Origin of the sequence: uncultured Sunxiuqinia sp. (assembly GCF_963974515.1) — a bacterium.
Lineage (GTDB): Bacteria > Bacteroidota > Bacteroidia > Bacteroidales > Prolixibacteraceae > Sunxiuqinia.
In genome coordinates this window covers 17,894-42,683 of the sequence record NZ_CAXBDD010000014.1, presented here as the reverse complement: position 1 = coordinate 42,683, position 24,790 = coordinate 17,894, and the positions used below count along the sequence as shown (strand labels likewise).

The 24,790-nt window shown below is 44.3% G+C and carries 21 protein-coding genes and 1 riboswitch; of the genes, 11 read left to right on the top strand and 10 right to left on the bottom strand.

Features of this window, described 5'->3' with window-relative positions; all coding sequences use genetic code 11:
* Positions 1 to 94 precede the first annotated feature (94 nt).
* A riboswitch (TPP riboswitch) is annotated at positions 95 to 191 on the top strand.
* Between the two features lie 42 nt (positions 192 to 233).
* Positions 234 to 2,684, top strand: coding sequence for a TonB-dependent receptor (locus tag AAC033_RS05820; RefSeq protein WP_339736368.1), 2,451 nt, complete (start codon positions 234 to 236; stop codon positions 2,682 to 2,684).
* A 39-nt stretch (positions 2,685 to 2,723) separates the two neighbouring features.
* Here AAC033_RS05820 and AAC033_RS05815 read toward each other — a convergent pair whose 3' ends face one another.
* Positions 2,724 to 3,266 carry a carbonic anhydrase gene (locus AAC033_RS05815; protein WP_339736366.1) on the bottom strand — a complete coding sequence of 181 codons (543 nt, stop codon included), beginning with the start codon at positions 3,264 to 3,266 and terminating at the stop codon, positions 2,724 to 2,726.
* Between the two features lie 136 nt (positions 3,267 to 3,402).
* On the opposite strand from AAC033_RS05815, the gene AAC033_RS05810 reads away from it, so the two are divergent.
* Together AAC033_RS05810 and mazG are read left to right on the top strand one after the other, a co-directional pair.
* Positions 3,403 to 3,747 (top strand): translation initiation factor, encoded by a 345-nt coding sequence (locus AAC033_RS05810; protein WP_339736364.1) that lies wholly within the window; start codon positions 3,403 to 3,405, stop codon positions 3,745 to 3,747.
* Positions 3,748 to 3,833: 86 nt separating this feature from the next.
* A complete protein-coding gene (mazG, locus tag AAC033_RS05805) occupies positions 3,834 to 4,610 on the top strand; it encodes a nucleoside triphosphate pyrophosphohydrolase (protein ID WP_339736362.1) in 777 nt (258 codons plus the stop codon).
* A gap of 132 nt (positions 4,611 to 4,742) precedes the next feature.
* On the opposite strand, the gene AAC033_RS05800 is transcribed toward mazG, so the two are convergent.
* From AAC033_RS05800 to AAC033_RS05780, 5 genes are all read right to left on the bottom strand, one after another.
* Positions 4,743 to 4,955, bottom strand: coding sequence for a hypothetical protein (locus AAC033_RS05800; RefSeq protein WP_339736360.1), 213 nt, complete (start codon positions 4,953 to 4,955; stop codon positions 4,743 to 4,745).
* Positions 4,956 to 5,030: 75 nt separating this feature from the next.
* Positions 5,031 to 5,261, bottom strand: coding sequence for a DUF2007 domain-containing protein (locus AAC033_RS05795; protein ID WP_339736358.1), 231 nt, complete (start codon positions 5,259 to 5,261; stop codon positions 5,031 to 5,033).
* 203 nt (positions 5,262 to 5,464) lie between these two features.
* Positions 5,465 to 6,421 (bottom strand): DUF4382 domain-containing protein, encoded by a 957-nt coding sequence (locus AAC033_RS05790; protein ID WP_339736356.1) that lies wholly within the window; start codon positions 6,419 to 6,421, stop codon positions 5,465 to 5,467.
* Between the two features lie 299 nt (positions 6,422 to 6,720).
* Entirely contained in the window at positions 6,721 to 6,957 is a 237-nt protein-coding gene (locus AAC033_RS05785; protein ID WP_339736354.1) for a CDGSH iron-sulfur domain-containing protein, read from the bottom strand.
* A gap of 51 nt (positions 6,958 to 7,008) precedes the next feature.
* Positions 7,009 to 7,839: a hypothetical protein gene (locus AAC033_RS05780; protein ID WP_339736352.1), complete on the bottom strand. Its 831-nt coding sequence runs from the start codon at positions 7,837 to 7,839 to the stop codon at positions 7,009 to 7,011.
* Positions 7,840 to 8,049: 210 nt separating this feature from the next.
* On the opposite strand from AAC033_RS05780, the gene AAC033_RS05775 reads away from it, so the two are divergent.
* Positions 8,050 to 9,174, top strand: coding sequence for a lactonase family protein (locus AAC033_RS05775; RefSeq protein WP_339736350.1), 1,125 nt, complete (start codon positions 8,050 to 8,052; stop codon positions 9,172 to 9,174).
* A gap of 193 nt (positions 9,175 to 9,367) precedes the next feature.
* Positions 9,368 to 10,777 carry a PQQ-dependent sugar dehydrogenase gene (locus AAC033_RS05770; protein WP_339736348.1) on the top strand — a complete coding sequence of 470 codons (1,410 nt, stop codon included), beginning with the start codon at positions 9,368 to 9,370 and terminating at the stop codon, positions 10,775 to 10,777.
* Positions 10,778 to 10,968: 191 nt separating this feature from the next.
* Here the strand turns inward: AAC033_RS05770 and AAC033_RS05765 are convergent, their stop codons facing one another.
* On the bottom strand, positions 10,969 to 12,303 hold the full coding sequence (locus AAC033_RS05765) for an ammonium transporter (protein ID WP_339736346.1): 1,335 nt from the start codon (positions 12,301 to 12,303) through the stop codon (positions 10,969 to 10,971).
* A gap of 339 nt (positions 12,304 to 12,642) precedes the next feature.
* On the opposite strand from AAC033_RS05765, the gene AAC033_RS05760 reads away from it, so the two are divergent.
* The gene (locus AAC033_RS05760) at positions 12,643 to 13,110 is read left to right on the top strand and encodes an Lrp/AsnC ligand binding domain-containing protein (protein WP_339736344.1); all 468 of its coding nucleotides are present in this window, start codon (positions 12,643 to 12,645) and stop codon (positions 13,108 to 13,110) included.
* Here AAC033_RS05760 and rlmB read toward each other — a convergent pair.
* Positions 13,101 to 13,862 (bottom strand): 23S rRNA (guanosine(2251)-2'-O)-methyltransferase RlmB, encoded by a 762-nt coding sequence (gene rlmB, locus AAC033_RS05755; protein WP_339736342.1) that lies wholly within the window; start codon positions 13,860 to 13,862, stop codon positions 13,101 to 13,103. The two genes, AAC033_RS05760 and rlmB, sit on opposite strands and share 10 nt — an antisense overlap.
* Position 13,863: 1 nt before the next feature.
* The gene (locus AAC033_RS05750; protein ID WP_339736340.1) at positions 13,864 to 15,813 is read right to left on the bottom strand and encodes an ABC-F family ATP-binding cassette domain-containing protein; all 1,950 of its coding nucleotides are present in this window, start codon (positions 15,811 to 15,813) and stop codon (positions 13,864 to 13,866) included.
* A 217-nt stretch (positions 15,814 to 16,030) separates the two neighbouring features.
* Here AAC033_RS05750 and rlmD point away from each other — a divergent pair, with 217 nt between their 5' ends.
* Together rlmD and yaaA are read left to right on the top strand one after the other, a co-directional pair.
* On the top strand, positions 16,031 to 17,440 hold the full coding sequence (rlmD, locus tag AAC033_RS05745) for a 23S rRNA (uracil(1939)-C(5))-methyltransferase RlmD (protein ID WP_339736338.1): 1,410 nt from the start codon (positions 16,031 to 16,033) through the stop codon (positions 17,438 to 17,440).
* A 52-nt stretch (positions 17,441 to 17,492) separates the two neighbouring features.
* Complete coding sequence (gene yaaA / locus AAC033_RS05740) at positions 17,493 to 18,260, top strand: peroxide stress protein YaaA (RefSeq protein WP_339736336.1); 768 nt, start codon at positions 17,493 to 17,495, stop codon at positions 18,258 to 18,260.
* A 144-nt stretch (positions 18,261 to 18,404) separates the two neighbouring features.
* Here yaaA and rfaD read toward each other — a convergent pair whose 3' ends face one another.
* On the bottom strand, positions 18,405 to 19,370 hold the full coding sequence (gene rfaD / locus AAC033_RS05735; RefSeq protein WP_339736334.1) for an ADP-glyceromanno-heptose 6-epimerase: 966 nt from the start codon (positions 19,368 to 19,370) through the stop codon (positions 18,405 to 18,407).
* 299 nt (positions 19,371 to 19,669) lie between these two features.
* Between rfaD and folE the strand changes: the two genes are divergently transcribed.
* The 3 genes from folE to AAC033_RS05720 all read left to right on the top strand — a co-directional run bounded on the left by folE (position 19,670) and on the right by AAC033_RS05720 (position 24,632).
* The gene (folE, locus tag AAC033_RS05730; RefSeq protein WP_339736332.1) at positions 19,670 to 20,293 is read left to right on the top strand and encodes a GTP cyclohydrolase I FolE; all 624 of its coding nucleotides are present in this window, start codon (positions 19,670 to 19,672) and stop codon (positions 20,291 to 20,293) included.
* A gap of 247 nt (positions 20,294 to 20,540) precedes the next feature.
* Entirely contained in the window at positions 20,541 to 21,371 is an 831-nt protein-coding gene (locus AAC033_RS05725) for a hypothetical protein (protein ID WP_339736330.1), read from the top strand.
* A gap of 93 nt (positions 21,372 to 21,464) precedes the next feature.
* Positions 21,465 to 24,632 (top strand): ATP-binding cassette domain-containing protein, encoded by a 3,168-nt coding sequence (locus AAC033_RS05720; RefSeq protein WP_339736328.1) that lies wholly within the window; start codon positions 21,465 to 21,467, stop codon positions 24,630 to 24,632.
* The last annotated feature ends 158 nt before the right edge of the window (positions 24,633 to 24,790 follow it).

Here is a 24,790-nt window from a genome sequence, read left to right as displayed (position 1 = left end):
AATTGCTGATGCTGAAATATTTTCATGTTTTTGCTTGTGCGATTGCTAATTTAGAATGAAGAGTTTGCGTTTTCTTTTTTACCTTTGCAGCGTTGTTTACGCAATGGGGTGTCCAAATTTGACGGACTGAGATCATACCCAAAGAACCTGATCCGGTTAGTACCGGCGTAGGGAGGGCGAAAGGAATTCAATTCCTACCTCATTGGTTATTTATTAACCAAAATTATCACAAAATGAAACGATTAGGATTAATGCTGCTGATGCAGTGTTTGTTTGTGTATTCGTTCGCACAGTTTTCAATCAGCGGAAAAGTGACGGATGAATCGGGTGAAGAACTGGTTGGTGCCAACCTGGTTTTATCGGGCAGTTACCGAGGCACTTCAACCAACGAAGATGGCAGGTACCAGTTTGAAAATGTGAATGCAGGGAACTATGCCTTGAAGGTTTCCTTTGTTGGGTACGAACCCAGAAATCTAAGACTGAAGGTGGATGGCGATACGAAGCTGCATGTTGAGCTGAAACCTCGCCACATCATGGCTGAGGAAGTAATGGTTTCTGCAACGCGGGCGAGCGATAAAACGCCAGTAGCCAAAACAACGGTTGATCAGTCAACCATTGAAAGCCGGAACATGGGACAGGATATTCCTTACCTTTTGACCATGACTCCGTCATATGTGGCTACTTCGGATGCCGGGGCTGGTATTGGGTACACCAATTTTCGGATTCGGGGAACGGACCTGAACCGGATCAATGTAACCGTGAACGGAATTCCGATGAATGACGCGGAGTCGCATGGAACCTGGTTTGTGGATATTCCCGATTTGGCAGGCTCGGTAGAGAATATTCAGGTGCAGCGCGGTGTTGGAACTTCAACCAATGGTGCGGCCGCTTTTGGGGCAACCATCAATCTGCAAACATCAACTCTTAATTCGGAGGCTTATGCCGAGTACCGGACTTCAGCCGGTTCGTTTAATACGCTGAAGAATTCGGTGGCTGCCGGAACAGGCTTGATCAATGACCATTTTACCTTCGATGTTCGTTTGTCAAAAGTGAATTCGGATGGTTTTGTCGATCGGGCTTCAGCCGATTTGAAATCTTTTTTCACCTCAGCAGGATATTATTCAGAAAATACCATCCTGAAAATTAACGTGTTTTCTGGTTTTGAAGAAACTTACCAAGCATGGTATGGTGTTCCTGCGGTGAAGTTGAACGGAGACGAAGCCGGGATGCAGCGTTATCTCGACCATTGGCTATGGTCAGGATCAGCTCGTGAAAATGAAATTCGGTATGAGGGACTGATCAATTCGGATTTCCGTACCTACAATTTTTATACTTACGAAAACGAGGTGGATCATTACCAGCAAGATCACTACCAGCTACATTTTTCGCATCAGGTTAATGATTATCTGAACTTGAATGCTGCTTTGCATTACACTTACGGCAGAGGTTACTATGAGAATTACAAATACGATGAAGAATATGCAGACTATCAAATGATTGCTCCTGATGGCGTGGACGAAACGGATATGGTGGTTCGCAAGTGGTTGGACAACGATTTTTACGGAACCACTTTTTCGTTGAATTACGACAAGAATAAATCAACGTTCACCTTTGGTGGTGGCTACAATACTTACGATGGTGACCATTTTGGACAAGTTATTTGGGCGCAATATATGGGCGAAAACGAAAAAGATCATGAGTGGTACCGCGGAACCGGTGTAAAGAAAGATTTTAATGTATTTGGAAAGTACAATTACCAGCTTTCGGAAGCGGTGAGTTTATATGCTGACTTACAGTACCGAAACATCGATTATACCATTGACGGCATTGATGATGATTTGCGCGATCTAACGCAATCGCACGAGTTCAAATTCTTCAACCCCAAATTTGGAATCTTTTACCGGCCAAACGATTCACAGGAAGCTTACCTGAGCTATGCCCGTGCCAACCGTGAGCCAAACCGTAGCAATTTTGTTGATGTTGATCCTGGCGAAAAACTGCCGGTGGCCGAGTCGCTGAATGATTTTGAGGCAGGCTACACTTTCCGGACTTCCAACTTTTTGCTTGGGGCAAACCTGTATTACATGGCTTACAAGGACCAGCTGATTCAAACCGGCGAATTGAATGATGTAGGTTCGTCGTTGATGATGAACGTGGATGAGAGTTACCGGGCGGGAATTGAACTGACCGGTGGTTTGAAGTTGACTCGCAGTCTGAGTTGGGATGCCAATGCAACCTTCAGCCAGAATAAAATCAAGGATTTTACGGAGTACGTTGATAACTGGGACTCTGGCGAACAGGATGCATTTGAGTTGGGAGAAACGGACTTAGCCTTTTCGCCCAATGTGATTGTGAATAGTCAGTGGAAGTTTGCCCCGGCCCAGGGTTTTAACATCAGTCTGCTGTCTAATTATGTGAGTGATCAATACATTGACAATTCAGCGAGCGAAGACCGGAAGCTGGACTCCTGGTTTGTGAATAATCTGAAAGTTGAGTATGCCTGGAAAATGAAATTGTTTGATGAGGTGAAACTGCATCTGATGGTGAACAACCTATTCGATGTGGAATACGAAAGTAATGCCTGGGTTTACTCTTACCGGTTGAGTGGCGACCGCTACAAAATGGACGGCTATTTTCCGCAGGCCGGAACTCATTTCTTTGTCGGAATTGATTTTAAGTTTTAATCAGACAGATAATCCCCGGAGCGTTTGTGGTTCTGGGGATTATTCAACTTCGATTTGTTCCAGGTTATTGGTCACAACATTATAAAACAGCGGGGCGATGGTGACCTTGGGATAACGCCGGCGAAGTCTACCGGCTTCGGCGACTAAAAAATCCACCGCATTGCCAATTTCAAAAAAAGGCGAAAGGTTTTCGAAATGCATTTGTGCAGTATCTTTTTCCCACCCGGCATTGATAGCCAATCCGTTAATAAATTTATCTTTGCGTTCTTCGAGCTGAACCATCTCGCAGTTGGTATGACCAATTAAAGCAATGTGCTGAACCCCACCAACCCCAATGGCGTATGAAACCTGAAATTCGTGGTAAAACAGGTTGGCGCCACCCGACCGGATGATGTATGCAAAATTGTCCGGAACCCACAGGTTTTTACGGTTGTCCATGCACATGCCAATAAGCATTCTCGGTTTTTCATAGGCACTAAATGTCTTATTTAGATTTTGGTATTCCAATAATAGACCAATGGGTGTATTCCGATACTTTGGTAAAATATCCTCCCTGCCATTTACTTCAATCAGTCGTGTCATTTTCTCTTGCCAATTCGTTTTCTACTGCAACCAATCCAACTCCTAAAGGTTCATATCAGTCAGCCAAAAAGAATGAGCAGCAGGAGCTGTAGCCTCATATATTCTTGTTACTTTTGAAATGCTAAAGACAAAAATTATGGCAAAAGATTGGAAAGAGCGCTTAGGAATAGTTTATTCTACCAATCCTGATTTCAGTTTTAATAAGGAAGAGCGGGAGGAACAGCAAACACTGGTTCCGAAGCAGCAGGATTTACGGGTGAGTTTGGATAAAAAGAACCGGAAAGGGAAAGCGGTTACGCTGGTGACTGGTTTTGTAGGAAACGATGACGACCTGAAAGCTCTGGGAAAACGGTTAAAGTCGAAGTGCGGAGTAGGGGGATCAGCGAAAGATGGTGAAGTCATGATTCAGGGCGACTTTCGAGACAAGGTCATGCAGATTCTTCAAGCCGAGGGATACAAAGTGAAGCGCTCGGGCGGGTGATTCGTTTTTATCTTTTTCCGGCTTCTTCTGGTCACTTTCAGGAAAGATTGTAGTTTTGTTGAATTCAATTAAAAATGCCCCCACCGATGAAAGATAAATTAGAAGCTTTTGGAAGACTTTTGGAGATTATGGATGAACTGCGCGAGCAATGCCCTTGGGATCGCGAGCAGACTTTTGAGTCGTTACGCAGGCTCACCATTGAAGAAACCTACGAACTGGGTGATGCCATTTTGCAGGCCGATCTTCAGGAAATAAAAAAGGAGCTGGGCGATTTACTGTTGCACATTGTGTTTTATGCCAAGATTGGTTCAGAGCAAAAGGCCTTTGATATCAGCGATGTAATCAATAGTCTGAACGAGAAGCTAATCTATCGTCATCCCCATATTTATGGCGAGGTGGATGTGAACAATGCCCGCGAAGTGGAGCAAAACTGGGAAGCTTTAAAGTTGAAGGAAAAAGGCCGAAAAAAGAAGACGGTGCTGGAAGGTGTTCCTGCTTCGCTGCCCGCTTTGGTAAAGGCCAACCGGATACAGGAGAAAGCCAGCGGTGTTGGTTTCGACTGGGACCATCCGGATCAGGTGTGGGACAAGGTGAAAGAAGAGGTGAATGAGTTGCAGCATGAGTTGACAGAAAATAACCGAGACAAAATTGAAGCTGAATTTGGAGACTTGTTTTTTGCGATGGTCAATGCTGCCCGGCTTTATGGCATTGACCCGGAAGCTGCTCTGGAACGAACTAACCTGAAGTTCATTCAGCGCTTTAACTATCTAGAAAGCCAAACCTTGAAAAAAGGTAAGGACTTGAAAAACATGTCTCTCTCCGAAATGGATCATTATTGGGAAGAAGCGAAAAGGATGGAGTAGCGACCCGGTTGCGGTCAAGTGAAAACCGTTGGTACGAAAAATCAAGGTGCACGAAGATACGGAACAACAGTCCGAGCTTGCCGATTGGAGGCATTCCATTGATGCAAATGAGACTGAATTCAATTTTCCAGTCTACTTTCTAAGGCTTGCTGGATCTTCGGAAGTTTCCCGTCCTTTCTCGAGTGTTTTTATTCGTCGTTTTAGCCGATTAATCTCCAGACTGCTGATCACAAAATTCGCAACCAGTCCGAAATAAAACAATTGTTGCCCATACGGGTAATGCTGTAATTTGAATAGAACACCGATCAGAATGGAAAAAGCGCTCATAATCAATAAGTATCGCATGAGTTGGCTAGTTTGCTGGGACGTCATGGTTTTGATGATTTAGGTTTTTTAACGGACTTGTTTGAATGGTACAAGCTATTCCTGAAAAGCTTGAACAATAGGTTCGGCCATGGTGAGATCTCCTTCTCGAATGTACAAATCAACACCCGTTGGAGTGCTTCCGGCAAATCCGGCTGAAATACCCGATTGAAAATCATTTTGGATGATAGCTGACACGCCTGCTTCTTCCTCTAATTTGGCTTTTAAAAGAATAACCGAAACTTCGCTTCCGGAAAAAACACGAACAAGTTTTTCTTCGCTTTTCATAGTCTGGCAAGGTTTTAAAAAAGTGGGTTTTTTAACAGGACTCCAATTTAATGAAATTTTATTGCTGGCATTCGTTCAGGCAGCGTTTTTTTTTTTAGATAAAAAAAGAGGGAGTTCAAGTTGCCACCCCCTTTGCTGAATAAACAGAAAAGCAGACTCTTTCACGGCAACTTTTACTCCCTCAAACTTTGTAAGAAATCTAGTTATAAATTAACCAAGGCAGAAATATCAATATCGAGATTTACCTGACTATTGGCTTCAACGGTGATGTCGTTTAGCAATAGGCCACTAATTGAGCTTGAAGCTTCAATCAAACCTGTAAATGTAACCTGCCCATTGGCGTCTTCTTCGTACGATGCGACATGAACTTCATAATCGCCTTCTTCCAGAAACGACAGCTTGTAACTGCCGTCGTTTGCAACTTTGGCACTTGTTTCTGCGTTGGCAAACAGAACCTGGCTGGCTCCTTGTCCTTGGGTTTCCGTTTCAGCGTTGAAGCTTCCTTTTTCATAGGCGAAAATTACCAACGAGCCTTCGGCTTCCGCATGGTTATTAATCTGTCCATTAATTTCTCCACAATCATCTTCTTGAACAATACGTAATGAATTGGTTATTTCAGCGCTGGTTACAAATTTGTATTCACTGTCGCCTCCATCCTCATCGCGCACGATTGCTTTACGCAAATCAAAATCAATCACAAGGTCAGTCATGCCATTGGCTTCCACATCGAATGACTTGTTGAAGGTGACTTCGGTGGTACTGCTTGTAGCCGCTTCCAACGCATGTTTGCTGTCATCGTCGGTTAGCACATAGCAACCAGGCGAATTTCCGTCTGCATCAGTTTGGTAGTCAAGCACCAAGCTAACGCTGCTGTAGGTGTCGGCTTCGAGTGTTTCACTAACCAACAATTTGGCATTACCATTTTGGTAGGCTGAAATTTCTATGGTTTGTGCGGTAAAACCTTCCACCGCCTGTCCGTCGACTTTGACTTCGGAAATGGTAACGAATGTTCCCTGAATATTAGTATCATCCGAAGGAGCATCAGTCACTTTCACATTGACTTCGCCATGTTGTTTGTCCACGTCATCATCATCCGAACAACTGATTGCTACCATTGAGAAAATAAATAGTACTAGTAAAATTGAAATTTTTGTTTTCATTTTTCTAAGTTTTAGAATTATTGATAAAGAGGGCGCAAGTACTGTGCCATGCGGATCTGTTTTCGCAATAGCCAATCTTACAGGGGTTTGCCGGATGGTGATTTTCCGGAATATTATCAGGATGAAGAACTCACTATCAAATTGAGACTGTTTTGTCTGAATTTAGAAAGAATCTTAAGCGGTTTTTTTTGCGCGACAAGGTTGGAGGGAGGGGGCGAGGCACCAGGAACGAGAAATTAGAGAGGAGAAATTTTAAAAGGAGACTTTTTAGCCTCCTTTTATTCAGTTATTTGATGATTTCAAAGTTTGTTATGGGTTCCGTCACAAAATGGCGGGTTGTCTGTTTGTTTGCACCGGCACCAAAATACCGATTGAACTTCTTCAATTTTCACTTCTTTGGGCGTAAATTCGCTGCCTGTGTGCGAACCGTCGCAAAACGGTTGATTGGAGCTCTTTCCACAAGCACACCAAAAATAGGTGCCTGGTTGCATTTCCATCATCAACGGACTTTTCTCTGCTATTTTTCCTTTCGCCATGATTTTCTGGTTTTTTTGATTGTGTTTTTCAGAAAGCTTGCAAGCGCAAGATCATTTTTCAATTTTATAAGCAACAACTTGGTTGTCGAAAAAAGTAGGAACCAAGAGGAGATCAAGTTCTTTGGCAAAAAAGACATCAGCTGTATTAATTTCTTCTTCGGTTGAATCCCAGAGTTTGGTCATTTCACCGTCCTCCAGATAAAAAATTCGCCCAGCCCAATTCGAAAATACAAAGTTGCCCTGGTTGTCTTTTTCCAAGCCATCAATGCCCTGACAGCCGCTCTGCATCTCAGTCATTTCTTTGGTTTTTACATCGGCCACATGAATCTTGTCCGACCCTATGTAGAGCTTTCCTTTTTCGGTGTACAAACCGTTAATGCCTTCAAATTGGTCACTTTCCTTCCAGACTTCAAATTTTCCATCGGTTAAAGCGTGTACCTTGTTGGTCCGGCTGTCGGTTACGAAGATTGTTCCATTGCTGCAAGCAGCCACGTCATTCAGGAAAATGGAACCTGGAGCAGGGTAGCGGTTTGCGATTTCACCATCGCTAAGATTAATTTCAACCAGCTCATCGATATCCGAAACATACAATTTTCCGTCATAAACAGCCATGCCTTTTGGACCACTCAAGCCGGTTGCCCATTTCATTTCTTTTACCGTTCCGTCGGCATTCAGTTGGGTGATAAAACCATTTCCATCTTTTTCTGAAGGATTTTCATTGATGTTGGCAACAAAGATCACATCCAGATCAGCATCGTAATAGACTGACTCGGGAGTTTTCATGTTTGGTCCGGTACGCCAAACTTCAACAAGTTTTTGACCGTAGCTGTAAATCGAAAAAAATAAAATAAATACAGCGACAAATGTTTTTTTTGGGTTCATTTCCGTTATTTTTAGATTTCACATTCTAATCCAATTAACAAGGTACTGACTTTTTAGTTTGGTCTTTAAATCCTGACATATGAAACGACCATGATCAAAACACAGTTCACACCGGCGAATGTTTTTGGGAGTTTCATCCGTTGGTCAGCTAAATAAAGCGACAGAGCAGGATACGAAGATTGCACAACCTTAAATTGAAAAAATAAAAAGATGAAAAAAACATTCCTGTTTATTGCGTTGATAGCCATTTTATTGGTTTCCTGTAGTCCTAAAGAAGAAGTTCTGTTGTATGTCGGAACTTACACCGACAACGATAGCGAAGGAATTTATTGTTACGAGTTTGATGAAGAATTAGGGGAGCTTACGCTAAAATTTGTAAGCCCGAACCAGGAAAATCCCTCTTTTTTGGCGATTTCGCCCAACCAAGACTACTTGTATGCCGTGTCGGAGGTCAGGCAAAGTCCGGGGATTGATAGCGGTTCGGTAACGGCTTACCGGATTGCCGCTTCCGGAGAGCTGGAAAAAATTAATCAAAAGGCCACGAAAGGATATCATCCTTGCCATGTGGAAGTTTCGCCCGACGGCAAGTTTGTGGTGGCTTCGAACTACAGCAGCGGCAGTCTCAGCTTTTATCGCGTGGAAGACGATGGTGGCTTGAGCGATTCGTTTCAGCAAATTCAGCATGTAGGCTCAGGGCCCGACAGTACCCGACAAAGCCAGCCGCATGCGCATTCGGCACTGTTCGAGTTTTCCGGAGACTTGCTTGTTTCGGCCGATTTGGGCAACGATAAGCTGGAGTTTTACCAATATGATGAAGTCACCGGTCGATTCCAGGAAGCCGAAAAAGCGTTTGTCGCGATGGAGCCTGGAGCTGGTCCACGCCACTTCGCTTTTTCACCCGACGGACAATTCATTTATGTGATGAACGAGTTGAATTCGCAGGTGAGTGTGCTGAAAAAGCAAGATGAACAGTTCGACCTGCTTGAAAGTGTGTCGACTTTACCGATTGATTTTGAGGGTGATAATTCTGGAGCGGATATTCATGTGAGTGATGACGGCAGATTTGTCTACAGCTCTAACCGGGGGCACAACTCCATTGCCGTGTTCAGCCGCGATGCCAATGGCTCTATTCACTTGATTGAAACAGTTCCGGTTGAGGGAGAATGGCCGCGCAACTTCAGTATTTCTCCGGGAGGAAATTACCTGTTGGTTGCCAATCAGCATAGCAACAACATTACCGTCTTTGAAATTGATCCTGAAGCTGTAATACTTTCCTACACGGGAACAAGTATGGAGGTTCCCGATCCGGTTTGTTTGAGGTTTTTGGTGCGGTAGAAAGATCTGTCGCATTTGCTGGTCCTCGACAGGTTTCGGTTTAAAATGAACTTTTGATCTAAGAGTAATAAGGCGGTTTGTTTTTGCTGTTCGGGCTTAATTTGATCCCGGAATTTGGTATTATTAACAAAAAAGCCTTAACTTTTAATTCTCCCTTTTGTTTCGGTGAAAGATAATCTAAAGCTAAAATAAAATGAATCAAAACTTGATGAATCAGTTGGTTGCAATGCTCGTTTTACTTTTTGTGTTTGGAAGTTGTACAACAAACGGTCAGCACAATGAACAGCGAATGCAACAAGCAGCCGAAAACTACCAGAATTTCTGTGCCGGATGTCACGGTAATAATCTTGAGAAATTTGAAGACAAAGAGTGGATGTATGGAGAAGACAATGCAGCCATCATTCACAGCATTACCTTTGGACAGGACGAAATGGGCATGCCCGGTTTCGAAGCGACTTTCTCGGAAGACGAGATTTCAGCATTGGCCGAGTATGTGAAGAAAGGAGTCCCTGAAGATAAAGGGTCTCTGAAACCAGCACTTTCAGGCAACCAGGTGGTCGAATCGGAAGAGCAGAAGTTTATTGTTGATACGGTGGTTTCTGGCCTGGGTGTTCCATGGGGACTGGAATTTCTTCCGAACGGCGACCTGCTAATAGCAGAGCGTTCCGCTAAATTGTATCGCTTTACCAATTATGAATTGAAGGAAATTACTGGCTTGCCCGAAATTATGGTGAAAGGGCAGGGGGGGCTGATGGATTTGGAACTGCACCCGAACTACGAAGAAAATGGCTGGCTCTATCTGTCATATTCTGGTTATGCCGATGATAACAAGAATGAAGGTTGCACCAACGTCATGCGTGCCCGGCTTAATGGCAACCAACTGGTTGATCAGGAAGTTATTTTCAATGGTTTCCCCGATTCGAATCGTGGACAACATTGGGGCTGCAAACTCGAATTCGACAAGGATGGCTACCTTTTCTTTGGAATTGGCGATCGCGGCAACCGCGATGTTAATCCGCAGACCTTAACGAATCACTCAGGCAAAATTCACCGGATTTATGATGACGGCTCAATCCCTGAAGATAATCCGTTTATCGACACTCCAAATGCCCAGCCCAGCATTTATTCCTATGGACACCGTAATCCGCAGGGAACTTGCATGCATCCCGAAACAGGTGAAATTTGGGAAACAGAACACGGCCCCCGTGGCGGCGATGAGCTGAATCTGATCAAGCCAGGATTAAACTATGGCTGGCCGGTTATTTCTTATGGCATCAATTACGATGGCACAACGTTTACAGAAATAACCGAAAAAGAAGGTATGGAGCAGCCCATTATTTATTGGGACCCGTCGATTGCGCCTTGCGGAACTACCTTCGTGAAGGGTGACCGTTACGAGAAATGGAAGAATAATATTTTGGTTGGTTCACTCCGTTTTATGTATGTTGAGCGGGTTGTTTTGGATGGAAATACCGTCACCCATCAGGAAAAGCTTCTGGAAGGAATTGGAAGGGTGCGAAATGTTGAAATGAGTCCGGATGGCTTCGTGTATGTCGCCATTGAAAATCCGGGCAAAATATTGAGATTGATTCCTGTGCCTTAATTCAAGAGCCTTGGATCATTTGTCCATCTATTTTTTCGAGTGCGTAGGTACCGAGATCAATCGGAAGAGAAAAATGGGACTGAGATTTTCGATCTTCAGTTAACGTTTCGTAAATCGTGAGAAGACAACAAAAAGAAAACTCCCCGCATTCCGGGGAGTTTTTGAGTATATGGAAAGGAGATTCGTTAATGCTATTTTTCGCTTTTATATTCAAAATCGTACGATTCGTTGTGTTGACTCAAGTCCAGACCTATTTTTTCTGACTGGGCCGAAACACGCAATGGAACAATCATATCAGTGACTTTATACAGCAGGTAAGACCCCCCGAAGGTGAAGATTCCAACAATTACCAAAGCCAGCAGGTGGTAAAGGAACGTCGTGAACTCGCCATAAATCAAGCCGACTTCTTGAGCAAAAACGGCGGTTAGCAACATGCCAACAATACCACCCATCCCGTGTGCAGGAAATACATCCAGTGTGTCGTCCAGCCGTGTTTTTGAGCGAAGTTCGATGGCGTAGTTGCTGATCAATGCGGCCACAACACCAATAAAAATACTGGCACCCACATTGACAAAACCCGCAGCGGGCGTAATGGCTACCAAGCCAACAACCAGTCCGATGGACGCACCCATCCCGGTTGGTTTCTTTCCTTTGGCCATGTCGTAAAATAAATAGGCAAGCATGGCTGCTGCGGAGGCCGTGTTGGTGTTCATCAGCGCCAGGGCGGCTGTTGAATTTGCGCCCAGAGCCGAACCGGCATTAAAGCCAAACCAGCCAAACCATAACATTCCGGCACCAAGTAGTACAAATGGAATGTTGGCAGGTTTGAATTCCTTGCCAAAGTCCTTACGTTTACCCAAGAACAATGCTCCTGCCAAAGCTGCAAAACCAGCCGACATATGGACTACCGTTCCGCCGGCAAAATCGAGTACTCCCCAGTTTCTCAGGAATCCGTTTGGATGCCAAGTCCAGTGAGCCAGTGGAGCATAAATGAATAAGGAAAACAAGACCATGAAAAGCATGTATGCCCGGAAACGCACCCGGCCTGCAAATGATCCGGTAATTAAAGCTGGTGTAATAATGGCAAATTTCAACTGGAACATTGCGAACAAGGCTAATGGAAAGGTTGGGGCCAGATCGGGATGTGTAGCTCCGCTTACACCTCTAAACATGAAGAAAGTCCAGGGGTTTCCAACCAATCCAAATCCCTCGGGGCCAATGCTGTCGCCAAAAGCCAAGCTGAACCCAAGAACCACCCACAACACACTGATCAATCCCATAGCGATGTAGCTTTGCAACATGGTCGAAAGGATATTTCGTGACTGAATCATGCCTCCGTAAAAGAATGCAAGTCCGGGAGTCATTAATAAAACCAAGGCAGTTGCCGTCAACATCCAGGCTGAATCGCCTGAGTCAATATTGGGGTCATCTAGGCCTCCAAATCCGCTGGGGAAAAATACCCCAACCACCGCTGCAAGAATTAATAGCAAGAGAATAAAAAGCCAACTGAGTTTACGATTTTTCATGATGTCAAAATATTTAAGTTACCTACAATTGCAATGTGAAGTCAAACGAAATAGTTTCAGCCTTTGTCGATTTGACATTGAATAAGGGGCAAAAATAGCAAAATAAAATAAAAACAAAAATAAAAATCTCAAAACGATATGAAAATTGGCGACTTGCATTCCATTTGTTTTGATTTGTGAAAGTAGTGTAAAAAGTTAATACTTTGTTTTTGAGAACTTTGGTTCGGTTTGTGGAGGTGGATCCAATTTCTCACAATGCAAGATTCAGTGCCGGAAATTTAACTATCTGTTTTAAATTGTGTATTTTTACACACAATAATTCAAGGCTGAAGTTTAATTATGACACTACGAAACAACTTGGACCAGACAGATTTGCACATTCTGGAGATTATCACAAACAATGCTCGAATCCCGTTTAAAGACGTTGCTGCTGAAGTTGGGATTTCACGGGCTGCAGTTCATCAGCGCGTGAATCGAATGATTGAGATGAAAGTCATTACTGGTTCAGGTTATCACATTGATCCCCGAAAAGTGGACTTTAAAACCTGCACTTACGTGGGTATCTTTCTTGAAAAAGGTGGTTATTATGAGGATGTTGCCCGACAGCTGAAAGATATTCAGGAGATTGTGGAATGTCACTACACGACCGGGCAGTATGCCATTTTTGTGAAAGTGTATGCCCGTGATAATGAGCACTTAAAAGATATTTTAAGTGGAAAAGTTCAGAAGATTTCCGGAATATCAAGTACCGAAACCTTTATCTCACTTGAAGAGACCTTTAAACGTCAGGTGCCAATTCAGGATTGAGTAAGTCGTTGTCTGACTGCTTCATACACGAGTAAGCCGGCAGCGACCGACACATTTAACGATTCAATTTTACCAAGAATGGGAATTTGAAGCTGTGCATCGGCCAGGTTCAGAATTTGTTGTTCGATTCCCTTTTCCTCCGAACCCATTACAATGGCAGTTGGCCCGGTAAAGTCGGCCTGTGTGTAATTGTTCGAAGATTTTTCGGTGGCGGCGGTTATTCTTAATCCGGACTCTTTTAAAAAAACGATGCTTTTTTTCAGGTCTTTGGTGCGGCAAACAGGCACCAAGTGCAACGCGCCGGCTGAGGTTTTTACGGCATCGGCATTAATTCGGGCGGCTCCTTTTTCCGGAATGACGATCGCATCAACGCCTGCGCATTCGGCGGTACGCACAATGGCTCCAAAATTACGCACATCAGTTACCTGGTCTAAAACCAAGATCAGCGGGTTTTTGCCGGCTTCGAATACCGAGGGCAGGAAATTCTCCAATTCATAAAAGGTCACTGGTGAAATAAACGCCAGCACACCTTGGTGGTTTTTGCGGGTAATCCGGTTAATTTTTTCCTGTGGAACGTATTGAAACGGAATTTGATGTTCCCTGATTTTTTCAAACAACTCCTTGAACAGATCACCTCCAGACCCTTTTTTTAGCAAGATTTTGTCAATTTCTTTGCTTGAATCGATGGCTTCAATAACCGCGCGGATGCCAAAAATAAAGTCGTCGGTATTTTTTTGTGCTTTGTTGTACATATTACCAGGTTTTCTGTGATTTCAATGATTCGTATTCTTCCAGGTTTTTCTCCCAGGCGTGCATGACCTCAGACAGTTTTGCCTTGAGTTGATCGTACTGTTCAAAGACAGCGTGATCGTTTATGGCTTCGGGCTTGGCCATTTTCTCGTCAAGAGCTTCAATCTTGTTTTCCAGCTCGGTTATATTCTCTTCTGCTTGTTCGATCTGTTTTTCCAGCCGGCTGATGTTTTTGTTTATCTCTTTGCGCTCTTCGTAGCTCAGTTTGGGTTCGGCCTGTTGCGGTTTTTCTTTTTTTGCTGAAACAGCATCGGGCTTGCTTTTCATTTCCAGCTCCTTCATCGATTCCATTTTCTTGCGCTTCAGGAAGTCATAAATTCCACCCAAATGTTGCTTGATCTTCCGGTCTTTAAATTCATAGATACAATTGACCAAGCCATCCAAAAATTCGCGGTCGTGCGAAACAACAAGGACAGTTCCTTCATAGCTTGCCAAAGCTTGTTTCAGAATTTCTTTCGAGCGCATGTCGAGGTGGTTGGTGGGTTCGTCCATCACCAAAAAGTTGACTGGTTCCAGCATCAGTCGGATCATGGCCAGCCGCGAACGCTCGCCACCTGAAAGGACTTTCACTTTTTTATCCACATCTTCTCCCGAAAACATGAAGGCACCAAGAATATCGCGGATTTTTGTTCGAACGTCGCCAACAGCAATCTGGTCGATGGTTTCGAGCACCGAAAGATTCTCGTCCAGTCGTTGGGCTTGATCCTGAGCAAAATAGCCAATCTTAACATTATGCCCGAGTTTCATCGTTCCCTGGTATTCCAGCTCATTCAGAATGATTCGGGCCAAAGTAGTTTTTCCTTCGCCGTTTTTGCCAACAAAAGCCACTTTCTCGCCCCGCTCAATCATCAGGTGAATATCGTCGAGCACTAACAAATCGCCATATTTTTTAGTCAGGTGTTTGCATTCTGCCACGATGGTTCCTGATCGTTCCGGCGGTTGAAAACGAATGTTGAGGCGTGAATTGTCTTCCTCTTCGATCTCAATCCGATCCAATTTATCAAGCATTTTAGCACGCGATTGCACCTGCACCGACTTGGTAGCTTTGTACCGGAAACGCTCAATGAATTTCTCCGTATCATCAATCTTTTTTTGCTGATTTTTGAAAGCAGCCAACTGGGTTTCTCGCTGTTCCTGTCGCAACACAAGGTAGCGTGAATAGTTGGCTTTGTAGTCGTAAATTTTTCCCAGCGAAATCTCGATGGTACGGTTGGTCACCGCATCCAGAAATGCCCGGTCGTGCGATACCAGCACCACCGATCCGGCATAGCCCTTCAGGAAATCTTCGAGCCATTGAATCGATTCAATGTCCAGGTGGTTGGTGGGCTCATCCAGCAGAAAGACATCCGGTTTTTTCAGTAAGATTTTTGCCAGCTCAACGCGCATTCGCCAGCCACCGCTAAATTCGGAAGTGGCACGCGAAAAATCACTGCGCTTAAATCCCAGACCGGTGAGCGTTTGCTCAATTTCGGCTTCAAAATTACTACCGCCAACCATTTGAAACCGATCATTCATTTCAGTCACCTGGGTAATGAGATCCATGTATTCGTCTGATTCGTAGTCTTCACGCGTGGAGATCTGGTGATTGATGTGGTCAATTTTCTTTTTAATGTGAAGAATCTCGTCAAACGCTTTTTTAGTTTCTTCAAAAACCGAATGATTGTCCGAGACTGTCATGTGTTGCGGTAAATACCCCACGCGGATATCCTTTGGAACCACGACTGATCCTTCGCTGGGAGCTTGCTGCCCGGCAATGATTTTAAGGAGGGTCGATTTTCCTGCACCGTTTTTTCCGGCCAAACCGATCCGATCTTTCGGAGTAATTAAAAACGAAATCTTCTTTAAAAGCTCAAATCCGCCAAAACTGACGACTAACTGATCAACTGAAATCATAATAAATAAAAAAATGAAGTGCAAAGATAAGACAATCCAACAGAAATTTGTCGATTATTCTGTTCCGTTCATATCTGAGGTTTTGTGCAGGTGATTGGCGGGTTGAAATTAAGTTCTTTGAGCTATTCGGAAGCATTTGGGTGTTTGCGAAAATGAAGCTTGGGAAGAACGGTTGCGTATCGTTCATTTTCCTATTTTTGCACCAAATTTGATTGATATGGGACGAAGCCGAAGAAATAAACCTTTTTATGAACAAGTGACAATCAGCGATATTGGCGCCGAAGGCAAAGCGATTGCCCGCGTGAATGAAAAGGTTGTGTTTACCACGCATGCCATTCCCGGTGATGTGGTGGATTTGCAGGTAACCAAGAAAAGGAAAAGTTACGAGGAAGCCCGCGTGGTGCGTGTACATCAGGAGTCAGCTGACCGGGTGGCGGCTTTTTGCGCTTACTTCGGAGTTTGTGGCGGATGTAAGTGGCAGTTTCTCCCCTACGAAAAGCAGTTGTTTTATAAGCAGAAGCAGGTGGGCGATCAGCTGAAACGGCTCGGGCGCATTGAATTGCCGGAACTGAGTCCGATCCTGGGTTCAGCCAAAGACACCTTTTACCGGAATAAGCTTGAATTTAGTTTTTCGAATAAGCGCTGGCTGACTTCCGAACAACTGAATTCGGACGAAGAGCCGCAAACCATGAATGCGTTGGGCTTTCACATTCCGCGCATGTTCGATAAAATTATCGATATTGAGAAGTGTTGGTTGCAACCGGACCCGTCGAATGAAATCCGCAATTTTATTCGGGCTTATGCGTTGGAAAATAATTTGGAATTTTTCGACATCAAAAGCCAGCAAGGTTTTTTGCGGAATATGATCATTCGAACTGCTTCAACAGGCGAAACCATGTTGATTATTGCTTTTTTCGAAGAAGACGTTGAAAAGCGGGAAGGGTTGTTAAATGCGCTAACGGAACGGTTTCCGGATTTGACCTCGCTGATGTATGTCATTAACAGCAAGGGAAATGATACCATCACCGATCAGGAAGTGATTTCATACAAGGGACGCGATCATATTTTTGAGGAGATGGAAGGCCTGCGTTTCAAAATTGGCCCAAAAAGCTTTTATCAAACCAACTCGGAGCAGGCTTATGAGTTGTACAAAGTAGCTCGCAACTTTGCCGGCTTGACAGGCGAAGAAGTAGTTTACGATCTATATACCGGAACCGGTACAATTGCCAACTTTGTGGCATTGAAAGCAAAAAAGGTGGTTGGTATTGAATATGTTCCCGAAGCGATTGATGATGCTAAAATTAATTCCGAAATCAATCAAATAAGCAACACAAGCTTTTTTGCTGGTGACATGAAAGCTGTTTTAAACGATGCATTTATTGCTGAGAATGGCAAGCCGAATGTTATTATTACTGATCCGCCGCGCGCGGGAATGCATGAAGATGTGGTGAAGACCATACTGGATGTGGCGCCTGCAAAAGTGGTTTATGTGAGTTGCAACCCGGCATCGCAGGCTCGCGACTTGGCCCTGATGGACGAAAAATACCGGGTGGATCAGATTCAGCCAGTCGACATGTTTCCGCATACACATCATGTTGAAAATGTGGTTTTGCTTGTCCGCAAATAGGGTAAACATTTTAATGGGCGGCTTGTTTTAAAATCAAAAAAAAACTGAAATTATGCTCGTACTTCTTTCACCAGCCAAGTCGCTGGATTTTGATTCAAACCCGATCACTGAACACTATTCGCAAGCGGCTTTTCTAAAAGAAGCCAGGCTCATCAACAAGTCGCTGAAAAAACTTTCGCCCAAAGATTTATCAAGCCTGATGGGGATTTCGGCCAAGTTGGGCGAATTGAACTTTGAACGGAACCAAATGTGGAAAACCCCTTTCAAACCAGAAAATGCCAAACAGGCTGTATTGGCTTTTGCGGGCGATGTTTACCAGGGAATGGACGCGGGAACTTTCTCGGAAGCTGATTTTGATGTGGCACAGCAAACGATCCGGATTTTGTCGGGACTGTATGGGGTGTTGAGACCGCTGGATTTGATTCAGGCCTACCGGTTGGAAATGGGGACAAAGTGGGGCGTTGACGGGTATGATAATTTGTATGGCTTTTGGCAGGAGAAAGTGACCAAAGCGATCAATGACGATTTGAAGAAAACTGGTGGCCCGTTGATCAACCTGGCTTCGAATGAGTATTTTAAAGTCGTGGATTCGAAAAAAATCAAAGCCGAAATTATTTCACCGGCCTTTAAAGACTTGAAAGACGGCCAATACAAGATGATTTCGTTTTATGCCAAGAAAGCAAGGGGTTTGATGAGCCGCTTTATCGTACAAAACAAGTTGTCTGATCCGGAAGATTTGAAAGCCTTTGATTTGGACGATTATTATTTTAACAACGAATTGTCGAAAGGCAAAAACTGGGTTTTCACACGCGATCATTGAGAAAGTTTCGAGTTTCAAATTCCAACCTCTTGCGACGAACGACGATTGAAGGACCATGAAAAAGTGTTCAGTTTCAGTTTCGGTGAGTGCCTGGGCATCCAGAATTAAGCTTCTGGCATCCACTGTCTGGCATCAAGCTTTCAGCTAAAAGCAATATTCAGCGATAAGGTATGACTTAACGTAATCATGTACAGCATCTTCCAGGCTGATGAATGGTTGATCGTATCCGGCTTGCCGTAGCTTATCTATTTGGGCGCAGGTGTAATACTGGTAATTGTCGCGGATATCTTTCGGCGTATTCATAAAGCGAATGTCTTCTTCGATTTTCATCGCCTTGAAAACCGCCCGGCTTAGGTCAAGGTAAGTGCGGGCCACACCGGTTCCGACATTGAAAATTCCTGACATATGCCGGTTGTTCATGAAGTGAAGCATCACTTTGGCAACATCCTCCACATAAATAAAGTCGCGGGCTTGTTCACCGTCTTCGAAATCGGGACGGTGAGAGCGGAAAAGGGTCATGTTCTTTGTTTCACTGATTCGGTTAAAAGCCTGATAAACCACCGATGCCATGCGCCCTTTGTGGTATTCGTTGGGGCCAAACACATTGAAAAACTTCAATCCTGCCCAAAAAGGTGGTTGTTGTGTTTGAGCCAAAACCCACCGGTCGAAATCGTGCTTGGATTGTGCATAGCAGTTCAGCGGGTTGAAATTGTCAATCAATCGGTGGTCATCGTCGAATCCAAACTCGCCATCGCCATAGGTTGAAGCCGACGAAGCGTAAATCAGCGGCAGTCTATATTGGACGCAATCGTTCCAAATCCGCCGGGAATAGTCGAAGTTAAGCTTTTTGTAACTGACGGGGTCTTGCCCGATCGTATCTGTCCGTGCCCCAAGGTGAATAATGCATTGAACGAACTGATGCTTATCGTTGAGCCACTCAAAAAATACATCCCGGTCAACGAGTTGAAGGTATGTTTTCGAAATATAATTTGAAATTTTTGAAGGATCGGTGAATTGATCCACCAAAATTAAATCCTGGCGTCCTTCCTGGTTCAGCTTGCCAGCCATGTAACTCCCAATAAATCCCGCAGCCCCGGTAACAACAATCATATCGTCAGATTTATCATCTCTTCATCCTGTTCGATCAACACAAGGCAAACTTTTAAAAATGTTAAAATATTGTTATCCTGATGAAAAATATTTTCCCGAAAGGTCACAGTAACAACTTTGCCGGTGTTGACCACACAAAAATAGGAATTTATCCAACGTCTGAAACTCGAAGCATGTTTTGTTCCGGAATTGTTTTGTTTTGAGTGATTTAACCTGTTTGTCCTTCATTTCGAAACTGATTCTTAAGATAAGTTTATACTTTTGCTGATAGAAACAACGGGACACAAAGTACATACGATATGGAAGATTCATTTAACGGCAAGAAAAGCGGCTATCGGCGTATTGAAAAATTTGATCGCCTGAACACCGAAAAAATCAGTGAGCATTACCGCGAAATTATTAATCTGCTCGGTGAAGATGCTCAGCGGGAAGGCTTGGAGAAAACCCCTGTACGGGTTGCCAAGGCCATGCAGTTCTTGCTTCAGGGGTATGAACAGGACCCCGAAGCCATGCTGCGTTCGGCCATGTTTAAGGAAGACTACCGGCAAATGGTGATTGTGAAAGACATCGAAATTTATTCCATGTGTGAGCACCACATGCTGCCGTTTATCGGTAAAGCGCATGTGGGGTATATTCCCGATGGATACATTACCGGCCTGAGCAAAATAGCGCGGGTTGTCGATGCTTTTTCGCGGCGCTTACAGGTTCAGGAACGGTTAACCTTGCAGATTAAGGAGTGCATTCAGAAAACACTGAATCCGCTGGGTGTAGCGGTAGTGATTGAGGCGCAGCACCTGTGCATGCAAATGCGGGGCATTCAAAAGCAGCATTCCATAACAACAACCTCCGATTTTACCGGCGCTTTTCAGCGTGTGGCTACCCGCGAAGAATTTATCAAACTAATCAGCTCAAAGCTTTCATAGTGGCTGATGAATATAAGCAGATGGCCTTGTGCTAAAGTAGTCAATAAGATGCATCCGATTTAATCGGAGAAATGCGAATGGTAACGGATTATTATCTGAAAAATCATTTTCAAATCATACGAGTACGAACAATTTTATATTATTTTAGCTTAAAATTTTACAGATAGATATCATGATTGGTATTTGCCGCTGATGCAGATACTGACATTTGAAAAGAAAAAATAATCGATCATTAAAAACCATAAACATGAAAAAAACAAGAACATACAAATTCGTTTCTTTAGCGATCCTTTCAGGGATGTTCGCCTTTGGATTTAGCTCGTGTTCCGGCAGTAAAAAGGAAAAGAAGACTGATCCTGAAGTTGTTGAAAAAACGATAAAAGAAGAAATTAAAGAGTATTCCTATCCGATCGTTTCAGCCTTTGAAGTGACTGAAATGTTAAATGAAATAGAGGCGAGCTACATCGTTGGATTGACCAACGATCCCGAAAAGGCCGGCACATACTTCTCGGAGAAAGACCGGGCAGTGAACCTGGGGATTTACACGGCCGATTTGGCTTATGCAACCACCTATAACCAAAAATCGGATGTGCAGAATTACTTCAAAGCGAGCGAGACACTGGTTCGCGAGCTGGATTTAACAGGGGCTTTTCAGGAAGATTTGCCAGATCAGATTGAAGCCAACCTGGATAATAAGGAAAAACTGGTCGAAATCATTACCGACATGTTTCAGAATGCCTATTCATACCTGAATCAACAGGGGAGGACGGAAGTTTCGTACCTGGTGCTTTCCGGAACCGTGATTGAAGGCTTGTACCTGACAACCAACGTGTCGGAAAATACTTTCCAGAATCCAAAGCTGATTGAAGCCATCCTGTTTCAGGAAGAGCCGCTGATGAAACTGGAAGAAATGATGGAGCCATACAAGGACTCCGAAATTCTGGGTGATTTGTATGCTGATATTGCCAGTATCAATGCCGTTTACGCCCTTGAAGAAGGGGCAACCTCAATGACCAAAGAACAAGTTGTAAAGTTGACTGATTTAATCGCTTCTATTCGGAATAAGTTTGTTCAGTAAAGCACGATGCTTTTAAAATACAAAACGGGTTTTTGTTGTTCCACCTTTAATTCGGGAATGCAGAAATCCGTTTTTTCTTAAATTTCCAGGCTTATGTATGAAGGTATCATTGAAACATTGATCCGGTTGTTTGCCATCATTACCGACTACCATAATGAAGATTCCAAAAAGATGTCTTCGGAACTGGTTGAGTCGTTCTTGCAGGAGAACTTTAACCGCGAGCTGGTTGAAGTATATCACAGGCATTACCAAGAGTTCGTGGAGCATTATCACATTACCAACCGTGATATTTTGTATGAACAGAATGGCAACGGGCATAAATTCATCAATAAGTCATACCTTAATGAGATTTGCAATGATATTGTTGGTCAGTTCGATCTGGGGACACGATTTATGATTGTAGCCCAGCTTTTAAACTTCATCAATAAAGAAGGAGATTTTAAGCTGGACGATTTAAAAACAGTGAATCTGGTGTCCCGGGGACTGAAAATCAATTCCAAAGAATACGACAACCTGTACCGGTTTCATTTGTATTCCATTCAAAAAGTCAAAGACAAGTCAAGCCTGTTCGTGGTGAATGGCAACGAAAGCTATCACGACAAGGAGATCAAGCATCTTTACCGCGAAAACCAGCAGGTTGAGCTCGAACTGATTCGCATTGCCAGTATCAATACGCTGTTTTTTAAGTACTGGGGGCCGCGAAACATGTATATGAATGGCCACCGACTAACCCAGAACCGCTTGTATGTTTTTCCTCCCGGAGCCATTTTGAAAACCTCGCGGATCATTCCCATTTACTACAGCAGCGTCATGACCCGTTTCATTCAGGAAAAAGGGAAGCCGCGCATTGTGCTGAATGTTGAAAATATTGAATACCGGTTCACACGAAAAAACTATGGACTTCACCCGCTGAGCTTTCAGGAACGCTCGGGCGATTTGGTAGGAATTTTAGGCGGCAGTGGCGTTGGAAAAACGACCCTGCTCAATGTCCTGAACGGAAAGCTCAAACCCAACAACGGAACCATCACCATCAACGGGTACGATTTACACGACCCGGACAATGACGAATTGCTGAAAGGAATCATTGGCTATGTGCCGCAGGACGACCTGCTGTTGGAAGAGCTAACCGTGTATAAGAACCTGGAGTTTAACGCCCGCTTCTGCTTTGGCGATATGAGCGATGAGCAGATTGAAGCGAAGATCGATCAGGCGCTGAACGATTTTGATCTGGTTGAAGCCCGCGATCTGGTGGTTGGAAGCCCGCTGAAAAAGATTCTGAGCGGCGGTCAGCGCAAACGCTTGAACATTGCGCTGGAGCTGATGCGTGAACCGTCCATCCTGTTTGTCGATGAGCCGACCTCGGGTTTGTCGTCCGCGGATTCGGAAAAGGTCATGTACCTGCTGAAAAAGCAATGCCTGAAAGGCAAACTGGTATTTGCCAACATTCACCAACCGTCAAGCGATATCTACAAGCTGTTTGACCGGATGATTGTTATGGATAAAGGGGGACGGGTGGTGTTCTTCGGAAACCCGATGGACGCGATCGTCTATTTCAAAAACCAGGCAAATTACGTCAATCCGGATGAAAGCGAATGTTTAAGTTGCGGAAACGTGAAGACCGAGCAGCCGCTTAGGATTATTGAAACCCGGATGGTGAACCCGTTTGGCAAAAGTATCCGGCGCCGAAAGATTTCGCCCGAAGATTGGTACGAGCGCTATAAAAAGCATGTGGAGCCACGCGTGCTCGATTTCATGATTACCAACCCGGTTGAAAAGGAAGTTTTCCCGGATGTTTACTTTAAGGTGCCCGACTGGTTCAAGCAGTTGAAGCTGTTTATTAAGCGCGACTTCGCGACCAAGCGTTCAAACAAACAATACCTGGCCATTGCCTTACTCGAAGCCCCTTTGCTGGCCCTGATCCTGGGCTTTTTCTCTAAATACTCGGCCGAAGGAACCTACTGGTTGGCCAACAACGATAATTTGCCGGCTTTCCTTTTTATGAGCGTGGTCGTGGCCTTGTTTATTGGCTTGAGCATTAGCGCCGAAGAAATTTTCAAAGACCGTAAAATCCTAAAGCGCGAGGAATTCCTCGATTTAAGCCGCGGAGCCTACATATCTTCCAAAATATTGATGCTCTTTCTCATTTCTGCCGTTCAGGTCATTTCCTTTGTGCTTATTGGCCATCACATGCTCGAAATTCAAGGTCTTACCTTTTCAAACTGGGCCATTTTGTTTTCTACAGCCTGCTTTGCCAACTTGCTGGGCTTAAACCTGTCGGCCGGCCTAAATTCGGCCGTGGCCATTTACATCCTGATTCCACTCATGCTGGTGCCGCAACTACTTCTCAGCGGGGTGATCATCGATTTCAACAAGATGCATCCGTCGCTAAGCAGCTACAACCGCACACCGCTGATTGGCGATGTCATGGTTTCGCGCTGGTCGTACGAGGCACTGGCGGTGAACCAATTTAAAAACAACGCCTATCGCCAGGTTATTTTCAGGGAGGAACAAGCGAAGAATGACTTGGGTTTTAAGGCCTTTTACTGGATTCCCGAGGTGGAGCAGTACCTGAACTCATACCAGGTGTTGAGTCAGAATAATCGCAAGGAAGACGCTGCAACGCTGACTCCCTTGCTCAAAAATTCCTTTGCTGATTTATTTGAAGAAGTCGGGCAGTTCAACGATTCCATTCACCTGGCTTACGAGTCGATTGGTGGCAGCGAATTCAAGGCAGATTTTAATAAGATGTTGACTAATTACTTGAATTTTTCGCAAGAAAGCTATAAGCAAAAATATGGCGAAGCTTCGCGCGCTTTGGAGCAGAAATACGAGGACCTATTGACTCGGTTTGACGGCGATAACGACCGACTGCTTGCCTTTAAGCAACGGCATACGAACAAGAAAATGGAAACCCTGGTACGCGATAAATATAGCTTGCATAAAACTTACGTGTTTGACAACCATATTTTTCAGGGTGATGAGCCTGTCTTTAGGCAGCCTGCTCAGGCAAATGGGTCTGCACATTTCTATGCTTCATACAAGCTGCTGGGCAACTGGCGAATTGACACGATTTTTTACAATATTGGTGTCATGTGGCTGTTGACTTTTATCCTGATGGTGGCGCTTTACTTCGACCTGCTGCGCAAAGCGTTGACCTACGTCGAAAACTGGCGATTGGCGCGTCAGGCCCGCATGCGCGACCATATCTTTTACAATCCAATGGCTTTTATGAAAGGGGAGTTGAAGGACCAGAGCAAGTGATCCGAAAGAGCTCTGCTTAACAGGCAATAGTTGCTTCGGCGGGATTAATAATTCCTTCCGGTATTTTGCCCGCTATCCCGTAAGTTTATTGGTAGTCCATGCCGGAACGAGCCCATAACGTTGGTTTGTAGGGGTATCCCTGGAGGTGGGAACCCACG